Raw genomic sequence first — 14005 nt, 5'->3', positions numbered from 1 at the left:
CTTGATCCATAGCTTTCCAGCGTGGGGCGGCCGCGTCCATCGCATGGCGGCTTGTGTCATGCTGGCACGGGGCGGCATCAAGGGACAGGACTCATCATGCGCATCTGCATTTTCGGCGCGGGCGCCGTCGGCAGCCACATCGCGGTTCGGCTGGCGCGCGCCGGCCATGAGGTCAGCTGCGTGATGCGGGGGGCGCATCTCGAGGCCGTGCGTGCGAACGGCCTGAAGCTGCGGGTCGGCGATTCCGAGGTTTCCGCCAAGGTCAACGCCTCCGGCGATCCGGCCCAGCTCGGCCCGCAGGACGTCGTGATCTCGACGCTGAAGGCCACCGCCCTGACCGGACTGGTGTCCAGCATCAAGCCGTTGCTGAAGGACGACACCGCAATCTTGTTCGCGCAGAACGGCATTCCCTGGTGGTACGGCATCGGCCTGCCGCCGCGGCATCCGACGCCGCCGGACATCTCCTTCCTCGATCCCGGCGGGCGGTTGCGCGCCTGCATCCCGAAGGAGCGCATCATCGGCGGCGTGATCTTCTCCTCGAACGAGGTGACCGCGCCGGGCGTGGTGCAGAACCTGACGCCGGACCGCAACCGCCTCCTGATCGGCGAATGCGACGACCGCCATTGCGAGCGCATCACGAGGCTGCGCAACGTCTTCAACGACGCGCGGCTGGAATCGCCGCCGGTGGCGGAGATCCGCGAGGCGATCTGGTCAAAGCTGCTGACCAACATGTCGCTTTCGGTGCTGTGCCTGCTCACCGGCCAGACCGCGCGCGGCGTGCGCGACGACCCCGCCTTTACTGAGGTGATTCCGCGCATGCTGAACGAGGCGAACGAGATCGCGCAGCACTTCATCCCCGAGGTCAAGCGCGTGACCCGCAGCGGCCCCGCGCCCAACCACAAGCCGTCGCTGCTGCAGGATTACGAGCTCGGCCGCGCCATGGAGATCGACGTGCTGGTGAAGGCGCCCCAGGCCTTCGCGCGCACCGCCGGCCTGTCGACGCCGACGCTCGACCTGATCGCCGCATTGGCGATTCAGAAGGCGCGCGACAAGGGGCTGTATGCGGCGTGAGCTTCAGGAGAGCTTGTCGATCCAGGCCGCCAGTGTGTCGAGCACTTCCGTCAGCGCTTCGTCATTGGTCCGGCCGGACTTCTTCAGCACCGCAAACGAGTGATCCCCGCCTTCGACCTGATGCAGCGTCGCCTTCGCGCCGAGCTGCGCGATGACCGGCTTGAAGTGGCCGAGATCGGCAAGCTCATCGCGCGTGCCTTGCAGAAACAGCATGGGGATGGCAATGCCGGCAAGATGCTCGGCACGCTCGGACGAAGGCTTCTTGGCGGCATGGAGGGGGAAGCCGAGGAAGGCGAGCCCTCTCACGCCCGGCAGCGGCGATTTCGACTGCGCCTGCGAGGTCATGCGGCCGCCGAACGACTTGCCGCCGGCGACGAGCTTCAAGCCGGGACAGAGCCGCGCCGCCTCCTCGACCGCCGCGCGGATCGCGGCATGCGCGACCGCCGGCTGGTCAGGACGGCCCAGCTTCTTCTCCATGTAAGGGAAATTGAAGCGGAACGTCGCGATGCCGCGGATGGCGAGTCCCTCCGCCGCCTTCTCCATGAAGGAGTGCCGCATATCGGCGCCGGCGCCGTGCGCCAGCACGTAGCAGGCGCGCGGATGGTCCGGCTGCGTCAGGATCGCTGAGACAGTGCCAATGCGCTCGATATCGAGCTTGAGCTCGCGCCTCTGGACCAAGAGTGGATGTCCCCGATAAGTCACGCAAGAGATACCCGCGCGACCGCGATCTGGAAACATCAATCTTCGTACTTCCTCGGCGCGCATGCCGCAACGCGCGGAAGCCCTCAGCTGACCCGCCGCTCCCGACCTTCCCAGAACGGCTTGCGCAGCTCGCGCTTCAGCACCTTGCCGGCACCGGACAGCGGCAGCGGCGTCTCGGTGATCTCGATGCTGCGCGGACATTTATAGCCGGCAATCAACGTCTTCGTGAACTCGATCAACTCGCCGGGCGAGACCTCGACACCGCTGCGCTTGACAACGACGGCGTGGACCTGCTCTCCCCATTGCTCGTTTGGCACTCCGATGACCGCGCATTGCAGCACCGACGGATGCTGCGCCAGCGCGTTCTCGACCTCGACCGAGTAGACGTTCTCGCCACCCGAGATGATCATGTCCTTGACGCGGTCGACGACATAGATGAACCCGTCCTCGTCCATATAGCCGCCGTCGCCCGTGTGCATCCAGCCGTCGACGACGGCGCGCGCGGTCTCCTCCGGCCGCTCCCAATAGCCCATCATCACGGTGTCGCCGCGCACCACGATCTCGCCGACGGCGCCCGTCGGCACGGGTTGGTCGTTCTCGTCGACGATCCGCACCTCGCAGCCGAGCGTGGCGCGGCCGGCGCCGCGATGACGCCCCTTCCGGCGTCCCTCCCCGACATGCTCGCCGGAATGCAGCAGCGTCGCGATCGGCGACAATTCGGTCATGCCGTAGGCCTGGGTGAAACGCACATGCGGCAGTGCGCGCGCGGCACGGTCGAGCACCGCCTCGCTGATCGGCGAGGCTCCGTAGATAATGTGCTTGAGCGACGACAGGTCGTACTTTCCGATCGCGGGATGATCGACGAGCATCTGGATCATCGTGGGCACCAGCAGCACGTCGGTCACGCGCTCGTTCTGCATCGCAGCCATCACGCCTTCGGGCGTAAAACCTTGAACGATCACGTTCGAGCCGCCGGAGAGCAGCAGAGAATACATCGCCGCGCCATTGGCGAGATGAAACATCGGCGCCGCATGCAGATAGGTCGTGCTCGCCGGAAACAGCCCCTCGCCCAGGGCATTGAGTGCATTGGCCATCAGGTTCGTGTGGCTGAGCATCACGCCCTTGGACCGCCCGGTGGTGCCGCCGGTATAGAAGATGCCGGCGAGATCCTCGCCCTTGCGCATGGCATCGGCAGCGGGCGCGCTGCCCGCGACCAGATCCTCATAGCTTTCCATTCCGGCCGGCACCTCGCCGTCGTCGGCATAGACCAGCTTCAGCCCCGGAATGGCGCCGGCGAGCTGCGCGCCGACCTGCGCGAAGGCCTTGTCGACCACGAGAACGGCGGCGCGGCAGTCGCGGAGCGCATCCTCGTTCTCCAGAGCACTCCAGCGGATGTTGAGCGGCACGATCACGCCACCGGCCCAACCCGTCGCGAGGTAAAGCTCGAGGTAGCGGTCCGAGTTGAAGGACAGCACGGCGACGCGATCGCCTTCCCGGACACCGCGCGGGCGCAGGCCGCCGGCCAGCCTCGCAACGCGTTCGCCGAGTTCGCCCCAATTGCGCCGTCGCTGGCCATAGACGGTGGCGAGCCCGTTCGGATTGATCTGCAGCGCGCGCCGCAGCCCGTGCGTGATGTTCATCGCGTTCCTCCTCCTGTACGCTTCTTCCCTATAGTCCCGCGCGTTGAGTTGCGCCGTTGCGGCGCCCTCGGCGTCTTCTTTGTGATTTGCTGCCGGCTCTCGGTTGCCAGGCCTTCCGTCAGCCGAACCGTAAACTCGTCCGCGATCTCGGTCGGCGAGAGCTCGCCGTCCCGTTGATACCAGTGGCCGATCCAGTTGAGCGCGCCCGCGATCGCGAAGGCGGCGAGCTTGGGATCGCAGGGCTTGATCGAGCCGTCGGCCGTGCCTGCGGCGATGTATCGCCGGAAGGTGGCGTCGATCCGCTTCTTGGCGGCGCGCGCGACGGCGGCGTTCCGCTCGGCCAGATCGCGCAGGTCGAAACGCACCAGGCTCGCGCCGAAATCGGTCGCCATCAGCGCGGCATAGGCGTGAACCAGCTTGCGCAGCTTGGAAAGGCCCGAACCGCCGCCGGCGTTGATCGCCGTGATCACGCTGTCGACGAGTTCGGCGCCCATCGACCAGCATTCGAACAGGATCTCGTCCTTGCTCCGGAAATAATTGTACAGCGCCGGCTTGGTGATATTCAGCCGCTCGGCGACTTCGTTCAGCGTCACGCGGTGATAGCCCTGCTCCAGGAACAGCTGCACGGCGGCGCGCAGCACCGCCTCGCGCTTCTCGTCGCGGGCTCGGCGGCGGCTCTCGAACGGCAGCCAGGGCGATGGCGATGAGGGTGGAACGGGCGGCGCTGAATCCATGTTCGGTCGGTTGACTCTCGCGGGCATCGACCGATATGTTACCCGTGGGTAAGAAAAAGTCCAATGGGTAATTTATTTGGAGGAAGCGATGTCTGACGTGATTGTCGCAGGGGTCGGCATGATCCCCTTCGCCAAGCCGGGGGCCAGCGCGCCCTATCACGAGATGGGGACGGAGGCGATCAAGCTGGCGCTCGCCGATGCCGGCCTCGGTTACGACAAGGTGCAGCAGGCCTATGCCGGATACGTCTACGGCGATTCCACCTGCGGGCAGCGCGCGCTGTATCACGTCGGGATGACCGGCATTCCCATCGTCAACGTCAACAACAATTGCTCGACCGGCTCGACCGCGCTGTTCATGGCGCGGCAGATGATCGCGAGCGGCGCGCTGGACTGCGTGCTGGCGGTCGGCTTCGAGCAGATGAAGCCGGGCGCGCTCGGCAGCGTCTACACCGACCGCCCCAGTGCGTTCGAAGAGTTCGACGCGGCTGCCGACCAGCTGATCGACGCTCCCGGCATTCCGCTCGCGCTGCGCTATTTCGGCGGCGCCGGGCTCAGCCACATGAAGAAATACGGCACCCCGCTCGACGCCTTCGCCAAGGTGCGCGCCAAGGCGAGCCGCCATGCCAAGAACAATCCGCTCGCACTCTTCCGCAAGGAGGTCAGTGCGGACGACGTCATGAACGACCAGGTGATCTGGCCGGGCGTGATGACGCGCATGATGGCGTGCCCGCCGACCTGCGGCGGCGCCGCGGCCGTGCTGGTGTCGGAGCGGTTCGCGGACAAGCACGGCATCGGCAAGCAGGTGCGCATCACAGCGCAGGCGATGACCACCGACACGCCCTCGACCTTCAAGGCCGGCGACATGATGCAGCTGGTCGGCTACGACATGGCCAAAGAGGCAGCAGGCCGCGTCTATGAAAGCGCCGGCATCGGGCCCGACGATCTCGACGTCGTCGAGCTGCACGACTGCTTTGCCCACAACGAGCTCATCACCTACGAGGCCCTGGGTCTCTGCGGCGAGGGCGAAGCCGGCAAGTTCATCAACGACGGTGACAACACCTATGGCGGCCGGATCGTGACCAATCCGTCCGGCGGATTGCTGTCGAAGGGACATCCGCTCGGCGCCACCGGCCTTGCGCAGTGCTACGAGCTGACGCGGCAGCTGCGTGGCACGGCCGGCTCAACGCAGGTCGAGGGCGCCAAGGTCGCGCTTCAGCACAATCTGGGCCTCGGCGGCGCCTGCGTCGTCACGCTCTACAAGCGGCATTGATCGGCATGGTCGATCAGTCCGCCGTAGGGCGCAGCTTCACGCCCGTCACCGCGCGCGTGGAGCCGGGCCGTCTCCGCTACTTCCTCAACACGCTGGGTGAACAGAACCCGGTCTACCGCAACGCGGATGCGGCGCGGACGGCCGGATTCACCGGCATGCCGGTGCCGCCGACCTATCTGTTCTGCCTGGAGATGATGGACGTCGACGACCCATTCGAAATGTTCAGCGCGCTCGGCATCGATCTCGCCCGCGTACTGCATGGCGAGCAGAGCTTCGTCTATCACGCGCCGGTTCTGGTCGGCGACACCCTGACGTTCCGGCCACGCGTGGCCAGCGTGACGGACAAGAAGGGCGGCGCAATGACGCTGATCGGGATCCGGTGCGAGGTGACCAACCAGGACGGCGTGCATGTCGCCGATACTGCCCGCACCATCGTCGTCCGCAACGAGGTGGCGTGATGACGGCATCCGCAGACATCAAGGCCGGCGACCGTATCGTCCACAAGGTCTTTCCGCCGATCACCCGCCATACGCTCGCGCTGTATTGCGGCGCATCGGGCGATCACAATCCGATCCATGTCGATATCGACTTCGCCAAGGCGGCCGGATTTCCCGACGTGCTCGCCCACGGCATGCTGGTGATGGCCTGTCTCGGGCAGGCGCTGACAGATGCGGTGCCGCCCTCGAAGCTCCGCAGCTTCGCGACCCGGTTCGTCGCGATTACCCAGCTCGGCGCCACGCTGACTTGCGAAGGCACCGTGACGGAGCTCTTCGCCGAGGGCGGCGAGCGCCGTGCACGGCTCGCGCTCACCACCCGGGACGATCGCGGCGAGGTCAAGCTCGAAGGCAGCGCTGTCGTCGCGCTGTAACAGCAAAGGAACTCATTCGAATGGCAAAACTGCAGGGAAAGGTCGCGCTCGTCACCGGCTCGGGCCGCGGCATTGGGCGTGCGATCGCACTCAAGCTGGCGCACGAAGGCGCCAGGGTCGTCGTCAATGACCTCGACGCCGAGCCCGGAGACGCCCTGGTGGCGGAGATCAAGGCGCTCGGCGGCGACGCCGTCGCCATGAACGGCAGCGTCTCTGAGGCGGGTTTTGCCGACCGCTTCGTCGGCGCCGCGCTGGACAAGTTCGGCGGGCTCGACATCATCGTCAACAATGCCGGCTACACTTGGGACTCCACCATCCAAAAGATGACGGACGAGCAGTTTCAGGCCATGCTCGACGTCCATCTGGTCGCTCCGTTCCGCATCCTGCGCGCGGCCGCCGAGCCGATCCGGGTGTTTGCCCGGAAGGAGGCCGAGGAAGGGCGCGAGGTGTTCCGCAAGGTCGTGAACATCTCCTCAATCGCAGGCCTGTACGGCAATGCCGGTCAGGCAAGCTACTCCTCGGCCAAGGCCTCGCTGATCGGGCTGACCCGGACCATGTGCAAGGAGTGGGGCCGCTACAAGGTCAACGTCAATTGCGTCGCCTTCGGCCTCATCAACACCCGCCTGACCCAGCCCATCGAGGCCCAGCAGAAGACCATCGACGTCGCCGGCCGCGACATCAAGGTCGGCGTGCAGCCGCAGATGCTGGACGCGATGTCGCGGATGATCCCGCTCGGCCGCGGCGGCACGCCGGAAGAGGCGGCCGATGCCGTCTATCTGTTCTGCAGCCCGGAATCCAACTATATCAGCGGCCAGGTGGTCGTCGCCGGCGGCGGCCTGATTGTCTGAGAGCGAGGCGCTGATGCAATACCGATCGTCGTGGATGACCGAAGAACTGGACACGTTCCGCGACCAGTTCCGGAAATATCTCGCCAAGGACCTGGCGCCGCACGCCGAAAAATGGCGCGAGCAGAAGATGGTCGACCGCTTCGCCTGGCGCGGGCTCGGCGAGATGGGCGCGCTGCTGGCGAGCGTGCCGGAGGAATATGGCGGCCTCGGCGCCACCTTCGCCTATGACGCAGCGGTGCTGGAAGACCTCGAAAGCACGGTGCCGGAGATGACGACGGGCGTCTCCGTGCACAGCGCCATCGTCGCGCATTACATCCTCAATTACGGCTCGGAGGAGCAGAAGAAGCGCTGGCTGCCGAAGATGGCTTCCGGCGAGATGGTCGGCGCCATCGCCATGACCGAGCCCGGCACCGGCTCGGACCTGCAAGCCGTCAAGACCACGGCGAAGAAGCAGGGCAATTCCTACGTCATCAACGGCCAGAAGACGTTCATCACCAACGGCCAGGCCGCCGATCTCGTCATCGTGGTCGCGCGCACCGGCGACGCTGGTGCCAAGGGCATTTCGCTGATCGTGGTCGAGACCGCGGGCGCGGATGGCTACAAGCGCGGGCGCAACCTCGACAAGATCGGCCTGCATGCTTCCGACACCTCGGAACTGTTCTTCGACAACGTGACCGTGCCGCCGGAAAACCTGCTCGGCAAGGAGGAAGGCCAGGGCTTTGTCCAGCTGATGCAGCAATTGCCGCAGGAGCGCCTTGCGCTCGCGGTCGGCGCCGTCGCCTCGATGGAACGCGCGGTCAAGCTCACGACGGACTACACCAAGGAGCGGAAGGCGTTCGGCAAGCCGCTGATGGACTTCCAGAACACCGCCTTCACGCTGGCCGAGCGCAAGACGGAAGCGATGATCGCGCGCGTCTTCGTGGACTGGTGCATCGAGCGCCTGATCGCTGGGGATCTCGACACCGTCACGGCCTCGATGGCCAAATATTGGTGCTCGGAGAAACAGGTCGAGACTGCGGACGAATGCCTGCAGCTGTTCGGCGGCTACGGCTACATGCAAGAATACCCGATCTCGCGCATCTTCATCGATTCCCGCATCCAGAAGATCTATGGCGGCACCAACGAGATCATGAAGCTGTTGATCGCCAGATCCCTGTAGATCAGGTTTCTGTAGATCATCGCGCACGCCGGTCGCGCGGCCGGCAGCCGAAGCGCTGCTTGAAACGCCGGGTGAAGTGGGAGAGATCCGAGAAACCCCAGTCAAACGCGATGGCGCCGATCGCACGATCCGCCATCGCGGGATCGGCGAGATCCCGCGCCGCGCCGTCGAGCCGGTGGGCCATGACGTATTCAGTGAAGCTCGAGCCCGATCGCGCCAGCAGCTTGTGGACGTAGCGCTCGCTGATGCCGACGACGCCGGCGATATCGGCGACCGCAAGTCCGGGCTCGCGGAGCCGCCGGTGAATGGCACGCTTCACCGCCAGCGCTGTTGCATCGGCGAGACTTTCAGATTCCGCAGCGCCTGCCTGGCTGCGCCGCGACATGCTCACGGCGACCAGCTCGATCAGCGCTCGGAACAGAAGCACGCCCTCCTCCTCGGTCATGCGCAGCGCGCCGTCGCTGAGAGTGCGCGCGGTCTCGGCGATGAGATGGCCGACATAGGGATCGTCCGAGACGCGAGCCGCCGCGACATCGAACGAGGCCGGCAACCGTTCGCGCAACAGCTCAGCCGGCACCCAGAACGAGGCAACGCGCAATTGCGGCCCGCGGTCGTGCAGAAGCGCGAACTGCCGATCGCTGTCGAAGATGCCGACCTGTCCCGACGAAAGGCTGATCTCGCGATCATCCTGCAGGATGCGGCAGCGGCCGGCCAGCTTCAAATTGAGGTAGAAGCAGCTGCGGTCGGATGCCGCGATGTCGGCCGCGGAGCGCCGCACCACGTGCTCGGGAAAGCTGACGCGGTTGATCGCGGCATCGCCGAGGCGGACGTGTTCGACGCTGGCGGGAAAGCCGGCTGCGGCCGCCGGCTCGGGCGTCAGATTCATGAAGGCCTGGCAGATCGCCTCACGATAATAGGCGAATTGCTCGGCCGGCCGCACGCCCGCAGTATTCCAGGCCGATTGACGTGAGGGGACGGCGCGCTCGATCTGCTGCATCGGTTCACTCCGAGACCAATCCGGTTCACTCCCAGCCAAGCGCCAAACCAGCCGCCAGTCCACAATTGACGCGCGGCAGCGACGCACCGGCCGGATTAGCGCGGCCTCGATCTAACCATATCCTCGGGAGGAGCCACAACATGTCGACCTACGTTCTCGTCCATGGCGCCTGGCACACCGGTGCCGAGTTCGAGCCCGTGGCAGCGCCGATCCGCGCGGCCGGCCATCAGGTCCATACCCCCACCATCAGGGGCAACCGTCCGGGCGACGCCAAGACGACAGGGCTCAAGGAGGCGATCCAGTCGATCGCGGACTATCTCGCCGAAAACGATCTGAAGGACGTCATCCTGCTCGGCCATTCCTATGGCGGCATGGTCATCACCGGGGTCGCCGACCTCGCGCCGGAGCGCATCCGCCGCCTGGTCTACTGGAATGCTTTCGTGCCCAACAATGGCGAATGTCTCAACGACATGGTGCCGCCGCACTATGTCGGGCTGTTCGACGCGATCGCGGCCGAGCGCGGCGACGGCTCGGTAGTCTTGCCATTTCCAATCTGGCGCGAGGCGTTCATCAACGATGCCGATCTGGAGACGGCGCAGCGCGCTTATGACGTGCTCAACCCGCATCCGCTGGCGACCTTCACCGACAAGATCGCGCTCAAGGCCAATCCGGCGGAGATGCAGCTGGCCAAATCCTACATCAACTGCACCGAGGATACCGCGATGCCGCACAGCCATCCCTGGCATCCGCGGCTGTCGGAAAAGCTCGGCCTGTTCCGCCTGGTGCAGGTGCCGGGAAGCCACGAGCTGTGCTTCTCCGATCCGGCACGGCTCGCCAGGGCGATCATGGAGGCGGGACGCGACTGACGGCGCGCCCTGGGCCCGCTCGCGATCGTCGGCCGCTCAATTCGGATGCCACCAGCGGCCGCCGATAACGACGCCCTCCGAGACGATCTTGCGATCGCCGATCAAATGCTCGCCGACGACGTCCTCATAGTCGAACTGGCCCTGCCGAACCGAGATCAGCGTGGCATCGCCGACGCTGCCGGGTTTGAGGCTGCCGAGTTCGGGGCGGCGCAGCGCCATCGCCGCGTTCACGGTCGAGGCCGCGATCACATCCGGCAGCTCCATGCCCATGCACAGGAACTTCGACATGGTCGTGACCTGGTCGTAGGCCGGGCCGTCGATACAGAGCTGATGAATGTCGGAGGAGATGGTGTCGGGATAGAAACCGTTGGCGAGCATCGCGCGCGCGGTCTTGAACGCGAACGAGCCCTTGCCGTGGCCGATGTCGAACAGCACGCCGCGCTCGCGCGCGTCCAGCACCGCCTTCTTCACCGTGCCCTGCGCCGTCGCCGGCGTATTCGGGAAAGGGCGGAATGCGTGGGTCAGCACGTCGCCGGGACGCAGGCGCGCCAGCACCTCCTCATAGCTCGGCGGCGGATGGTCGATATGCGCCATCAAGGGCATGCCGACCTCGTTCGCAACCTCGAGCGCGATATCGAGCGGCACAACCCCCGACGTGCCCGAGGAGTGCAATCCGACGCGCACCTTGATGCCTACGATGAGATCGCGATTGGCATCGGCCACCTTGGCCGCCTCGATCGGATTCATCAGCCGCAGCTCCTCGCTCTCGCCGACCATGATCCGGTGCGAGAAGCCGAAGATGCCGGCATGCGAGACGTGCAGGTAAGCGAGAATGCGGACCTCGCTCGGCTCGATCACGTGCTTGCGGAAGCCGGCGAAATTGCCGGGCCCGGCGCTGCCGGTGTCCACCGCCGTGGTGACGCCGGAGAGCCGGCAGAACTCCTCGGCATCGATGCCGAGCGAGGTGCCGCCCCAATAGACATGGGTGTGCAGATCGATCAGTCCGGGCGTCACGATGAACTGCGAGACGTCACGGACTTGCGTGCCCGGATCGGCCTTGAGCCCGGTGCCGATCGCAGCGACCTTGCCATCGGCAAAGGCGACATCGGTCACGGCATCGAGCTTTTGCGAGGGATCGACCACGCGGCCACCGCGCAGGATCAGATCGAAAGGCATTGGGGTCTCCGGATAGGCAGGCGTTGCGGGGGCCACGCGCAGGGGCCGCCTTCCCGCCTATAGCAAATCTTGCACCAACCAAGCAAAACGCCGGGATGATTCCGAACAAGGCCGCCTGATATCGATCAGCCGTGCTTGCGCCATTCACCGAAATCCTTTTCGACGAACGCGGCAGCGGCCTTTGCAGCGGCATGAAGCCAATCGCGATCGCGCTCGTCCAGGTCGTCGGCGATCCTCTTCGACGCGCCCCTCGCCGCGTGAATGGCGCCGACCTCGAAGCCCATGGCGTAGAGCAGCTTGAGCTCCAGCCCCATATTCGCGTGATCACCAAGATTGATCTTCCGCGAATCGGGAGCGATGCGCCGGATCACGAAGCCGCTTTGGCGTTGGACCGTCAGGTGCGGATCAGGAGCTCGATACAGCCCGCGCGCGAGCTTCAGAAATCGAGACTTGCCCTGCATGTCATGGGCCCAGTCCCAAGCCGACGACACCAGGGCCTTCGCCTCCCTGACGACCTGGCCACCGCGCCAGTCGGCGATGGCGACGAAGCGCGGGCGGCCCAGACTGCCGACTCCTGCCGAACGTGTCGCGAAGTGACTGAACGCGGCGCCGCGCGGCAGATTCTTGTGGAGCGCCGCGGCGACGGGAGCCGGCACCGGCAGCGGCGCCCCCTTGCGGCGGTATTTCTTCACATCATCCCAGAACTCCGCACGCTCTTCGTCGGTGCAGACAACGAACTCGCGCATCCAGCTTGCGTCTTCATCCAGAAGCGAGGGCCTCGGATGCCGCAGACCCTTCTTGTAACCGTCGAGAATCGCCTTTGCGGCGTCGCCGTTGCCGATGTGGGTCATGGCCCGACCCTTCTTTTTCTTGGCCTTGGGCGCAAGCCGGGCGCTTGCCGCGAGGCGCACGAGATCGAAGGGATAGGGAATGATCGCGGCCTCGTCGAAATCGTTGACGCCCCAGACGAGGCGCCCCTCGGCGTCGCGCCAGGTCCCGAAATTTTCGATATGCATATCGCCCACGGACAACACGCGCGGCGCTTTACTCAGGCCCGGGCACAGCGCTTCGATACACCTCGCCCAGCGGAAGAAAGTTGCGCGAAGGAAGACGAACGGGTCCTCCTTCATCTTCTTGTGCTTTTTGTCGAGGTCCGGCTCGACGACCTTGCATTGAGAGCGCAGCCAGCGCTCGAACGCCTTGTTGTCGTCTAGAAAGGAACGCGGCCCGATCCCGCTGCTTCTGCTTGGCGTTTGCTTGATCACGGCGAGAGCTTCCTGAAGCGAGCGATGATAAGCGAGCCTGCACAATGACCGCGGCAAACCGCAACGCAGGCTCCAAATATTCAATCACAAAGCGAGCAGAATAGCTCCGCCGCGAATGTTCCACCAGCCCGGATGATGTGCCCTCGCTCCATCAGCCGCGGGACCGCGGGCAAACACGAGGGCGGGCCAAATTGTTGGGAGATCGATGCAGACCCGCCCGGGATCGGCCAGCGATCACGTCGAGCATCTGAAAAAATGGCGATCCCGGCATGACTCGAACATGCGACCTACGGTTTAGGAAACCGCCGCTCTATCCGGCTGAGCTACGGGACCGCGGAACCCGCCGGCGAGGCGGGTTGCCTAGGGTCTACATATCAAAGCGAGGGCCGAATCGGAAGCCCTCGCCTCGATCAAAGCGGCCATCGGCCGCGCGCCTACGCCTTGATATTGTTGTCCTTCACCACCTTGCCCCAGGTGGCGACCTGCTTGTCGAAGAAGGTCTTGAAGGCGGCGCCGTCCTGGAGCAACAGCGTCATGTGCTGCGTCTCCTTCAGCTGGGCTGCGGTTGCGGGCTCGCTCAGGATCTCCTTGGACGCCGCCGCGAAGGCCGCGACGACATCCGGCGGCGTGCCCGTGGGGGCGAAGATGCCCCACCAGGCCAGCGTCTCGAAATCCGGAAAGCCCGCCTCGATCGCAGTCTGCGTCTCAGGCAGCGCCGGCAGCCGCTCGCGGCCGAGCTGCAGGACCGGATGCAGCATATTCGTGCCGAGCTGGGCGGCGACCAATGCGGCCGATCCCGCGATGAGGTCGACATGACCGCCGAGCACGTCGTTCATCGCCGGACCGCCGCCGCGATAAGGTACGTGCATGATCTCGACGCCGGCCTTGCTGCCAAGCACGGTCATGGCGAGATGGCCGAGCGTGCCGATGCCGACCGAGGCGTATTTCACCGCGCCCGGGCTCGCCTTGCAGGCGGCGACCACGTCGCCAAAGCGCTTGTAGGGCCGGCCGGCGCCGGCCGCGATCACGTAAGGCGCGGTGCCGATCAGCAAGACCGGCATCAGCTCGCGCTCGACATCGACCGGCGGCTTGTCGAGGATCGACGGAATCACGGCGTGGGAATCGAAGGTGACCAGGAAGGTCGTGCCGTCGGCCGGGCTCTTGGCGACCTGCGCCGCGCCGAGCGCGCCAGCCGCGCCCGATTTGTTCTCGACCACGACGATGCGGTTGAGCTTGGTCTGCAGGCTGCTCTGCAGCAGCCGCGCCATGGCATCGGTCGATCCGCCCGGCGGAAACGGCACCACGAGCGTGATCTTGCCGGCCTGCGCCATCGCCGGCGTCAGTGCCAGAATGGCCGGTGCGGCCAGCAGCGTGCGTCGTGTGATCGTCATGGTCCCCTCCCGTTGTTG

At 65.6% G+C, this 14005-nt stretch carries 14 protein-coding genes and 1 tRNA gene; 7 read left to right on the top strand and 8 right to left on the bottom strand.

The genetic code is table 11. The features are described from left to right. The first annotated feature begins 96 nt into the window (after window positions 1-96). Window positions 97-1071, top strand: coding sequence for a ketopantoate reductase family protein (locus tag AC3WLX_RS26370; RefSeq protein WP_492338140.1), 975 nt, complete (start codon window positions 97-99; stop codon window positions 1069-1071). 3 nt (window positions 1072-1074) lie between these two features. Here AC3WLX_RS26370 and AC3WLX_RS26365 read toward each other — a convergent pair whose 3' ends face one another. The 3 genes from AC3WLX_RS26365 to AC3WLX_RS26355 form a co-directional block, all read right to left on the bottom strand. After that, on the bottom strand, window positions 1075-1749 hold the full coding sequence (locus AC3WLX_RS26365) for an alpha/beta hydrolase family protein (RefSeq protein ID WP_492338139.1): 675 nt from the start codon (window positions 1747-1749) through the stop codon (window positions 1075-1077). A 107-nt stretch (window positions 1750-1856) separates the two neighbouring features. After that, entirely contained in the window at window positions 1857-3413 is a 1557-nt protein-coding gene (locus AC3WLX_RS26360; protein WP_492338138.1) for an acyl-CoA synthetase, read from the bottom strand. After that, window positions 3410-4147: a TetR/AcrR family transcriptional regulator gene (locus AC3WLX_RS26355; protein ID WP_492338137.1), complete on the bottom strand. Its 738-nt coding sequence runs from the start codon at window positions 4145-4147 to the stop codon at window positions 3410-3412. The genes AC3WLX_RS26360 and AC3WLX_RS26355 overlap by 4 nt, the downstream gene beginning before the upstream one ends. An 88-nt stretch (window positions 4148-4235) precedes the next feature. Between AC3WLX_RS26355 and AC3WLX_RS26350 the strand changes: the two genes are divergently transcribed. From AC3WLX_RS26350 to AC3WLX_RS26330, 5 genes are read left to right on the top strand one after another with little or no spacing between them, the layout of a single operon-like run. After that, window positions 4236-5417 carry a lipid-transfer protein gene (locus AC3WLX_RS26350; protein ID WP_492338136.1) on the top strand — a complete coding sequence of 394 codons (1182 nt, stop codon included), beginning with the start codon at window positions 4236-4238 and terminating at the stop codon, window positions 5415-5417. 5 nt (window positions 5418-5422) lie between these two features. Further along, window positions 5423-5875, top strand: a complete 453-nt coding sequence (locus tag AC3WLX_RS26345; protein WP_492338135.1) for a MaoC family dehydratase N-terminal domain-containing protein — start codon at window positions 5423-5425, stop codon at window positions 5873-5875. Beyond that, window positions 5875-6285 carry a MaoC family dehydratase gene (locus AC3WLX_RS26340; protein ID WP_492338134.1) on the top strand — a complete coding sequence of 137 codons (411 nt, stop codon included), beginning with the start codon at window positions 5875-5877 and terminating at the stop codon, window positions 6283-6285. The genes AC3WLX_RS26345 and AC3WLX_RS26340 overlap by 1 nt, the downstream gene beginning before the upstream one ends. Before the next feature lie 20 nt (window positions 6286-6305). Further along, window positions 6306-7133 (top strand): SDR family NAD(P)-dependent oxidoreductase, encoded by an 828-nt coding sequence (locus AC3WLX_RS26335; RefSeq protein WP_492338133.1) that lies wholly within the window; start codon window positions 6306-6308, stop codon window positions 7131-7133. A 13-nt stretch (window positions 7134-7146) separates the two neighbouring features. Further along, window positions 7147-8292, top strand: coding sequence for an acyl-CoA dehydrogenase family protein (locus AC3WLX_RS26330; protein WP_492338132.1), 1146 nt, complete (start codon window positions 7147-7149; stop codon window positions 8290-8292). Window positions 8293-8308: 16 nt separating this feature from the next. Here the strand turns inward: AC3WLX_RS26330 and AC3WLX_RS26325 are convergent, their stop codons facing one another. Beyond that, window positions 8309-9289 carry a helix-turn-helix domain-containing protein gene (locus tag AC3WLX_RS26325; RefSeq protein WP_492338131.1) on the bottom strand — a complete coding sequence of 327 codons (981 nt, stop codon included), beginning with the start codon at window positions 9287-9289 and terminating at the stop codon, window positions 8309-8311. Window positions 9290-9429: 140 nt separating this feature from the next. Between AC3WLX_RS26325 and AC3WLX_RS26320 the strand changes: the two genes are divergently transcribed. After that, the gene (locus AC3WLX_RS26320; RefSeq protein WP_492338130.1) at window positions 9430-10155 is read left to right on the top strand and encodes an alpha/beta hydrolase; all 726 of its coding nucleotides are present in this window, start codon (window positions 9430-9432) and stop codon (window positions 10153-10155) included. Between the two features lie 36 nt (window positions 10156-10191). Here AC3WLX_RS26320 and AC3WLX_RS26315 read toward each other — a convergent pair whose 3' ends face one another. The 4 genes from AC3WLX_RS26315 to AC3WLX_RS26300 form a co-directional block, all read right to left on the bottom strand. Then, the gene (locus AC3WLX_RS26315) at window positions 10192-11331 is read right to left on the bottom strand and encodes an amidohydrolase/deacetylase family metallohydrolase (protein ID WP_492338129.1); all 1140 of its coding nucleotides are present in this window, start codon (window positions 11329-11331) and stop codon (window positions 10192-10194) included. A 125-nt stretch (window positions 11332-11456) separates the two neighbouring features. Next, window positions 11457-12596 carry a DUF2252 family protein gene (locus tag AC3WLX_RS26310; RefSeq protein WP_492338128.1) on the bottom strand — a complete coding sequence of 380 codons (1140 nt, stop codon included), beginning with the start codon at window positions 12594-12596 and terminating at the stop codon, window positions 11457-11459. 256 nt (window positions 12597-12852) lie between these two features. Further along, a tRNA-Arg gene (locus AC3WLX_RS26305) sits at window positions 12853-12929 on the bottom strand. Between the two features lie 101 nt (window positions 12930-13030). Beyond that, window positions 13031-13987 (bottom strand): tripartite tricarboxylate transporter substrate-binding protein, encoded by a 957-nt coding sequence (locus AC3WLX_RS26300; protein ID WP_492338127.1) that lies wholly within the window; start codon window positions 13985-13987, stop codon window positions 13031-13033. Between the last annotated feature and the right edge of the window lie 18 nt (window positions 13988-14005).

The sequence above is a fragment of the Bradyrhizobium sp. FW305-F6 genome, assembly GCF_058782905.1.
This window is presented reverse-complemented; position numbering and strand designations above follow the sequence as displayed.

Bases quoted from the DNA above. Each gene is read 5' to 3' on its own strand.
- AC3WLX_RS26370 (WP_492338140.1), top strand. From the start codon at position 97: ATGCGCATCTGCATTTTCGGCGCGGGCGCCGTCGGCAGCCACATCGCG.
- AC3WLX_RS26360 (WP_492338138.1), bottom strand. From the start codon at position 3,413: ATGAACATCACGCACGGGCTGCGGCGCGCGCTGCAGATCAATCCGAAC.
- AC3WLX_RS26355 (WP_492338137.1), bottom strand. From the start codon at position 4,147: ATGGATTCAGCGCCGCCCGTTCCACCCTCATCGCCATCGCCCTGGCTG.
- AC3WLX_RS26350 (WP_492338136.1), top strand. From the start codon at position 4,236: ATGTCTGACGTGATTGTCGCAGGGGTCGGCATGATCCCCTTCGCCAAG.
- AC3WLX_RS26345 (WP_492338135.1), top strand. From the start codon at position 5,423: ATGGTCGATCAGTCCGCCGTAGGGCGCAGCTTCACGCCCGTCACCGCG.
- AC3WLX_RS26340 (WP_492338134.1), top strand. From the start codon at position 5,875: ATGACGGCATCCGCAGACATCAAGGCCGGCGACCGTATCGTCCACAAG.
- AC3WLX_RS26335 (WP_492338133.1), top strand. From the start codon at position 6,306: ATGGCAAAACTGCAGGGAAAGGTCGCGCTCGTCACCGGCTCGGGCCGC.
- AC3WLX_RS26330 (WP_492338132.1), top strand. From the start codon at position 7,147: ATGCAATACCGATCGTCGTGGATGACCGAAGAACTGGACACGTTCCGC.
- AC3WLX_RS26325 (WP_492338131.1), bottom strand. From the start codon at position 9,289: ATGCAGCAGATCGAGCGCGCCGTCCCCTCACGTCAATCGGCCTGGAAT.
- AC3WLX_RS26320 (WP_492338130.1), top strand. From the start codon at position 9,430: ATGTCGACCTACGTTCTCGTCCATGGCGCCTGGCACACCGGTGCCGAG.
- AC3WLX_RS26315 (WP_492338129.1), bottom strand. From the start codon at position 11,331: ATGCCTTTCGATCTGATCCTGCGCGGTGGCCGCGTGGTCGATCCCTCG.
- AC3WLX_RS26300 (WP_492338127.1), bottom strand. From the start codon at position 13,987: ATGACGATCACACGACGCACGCTGCTGGCCGCACCGGCCATTCTGGCA.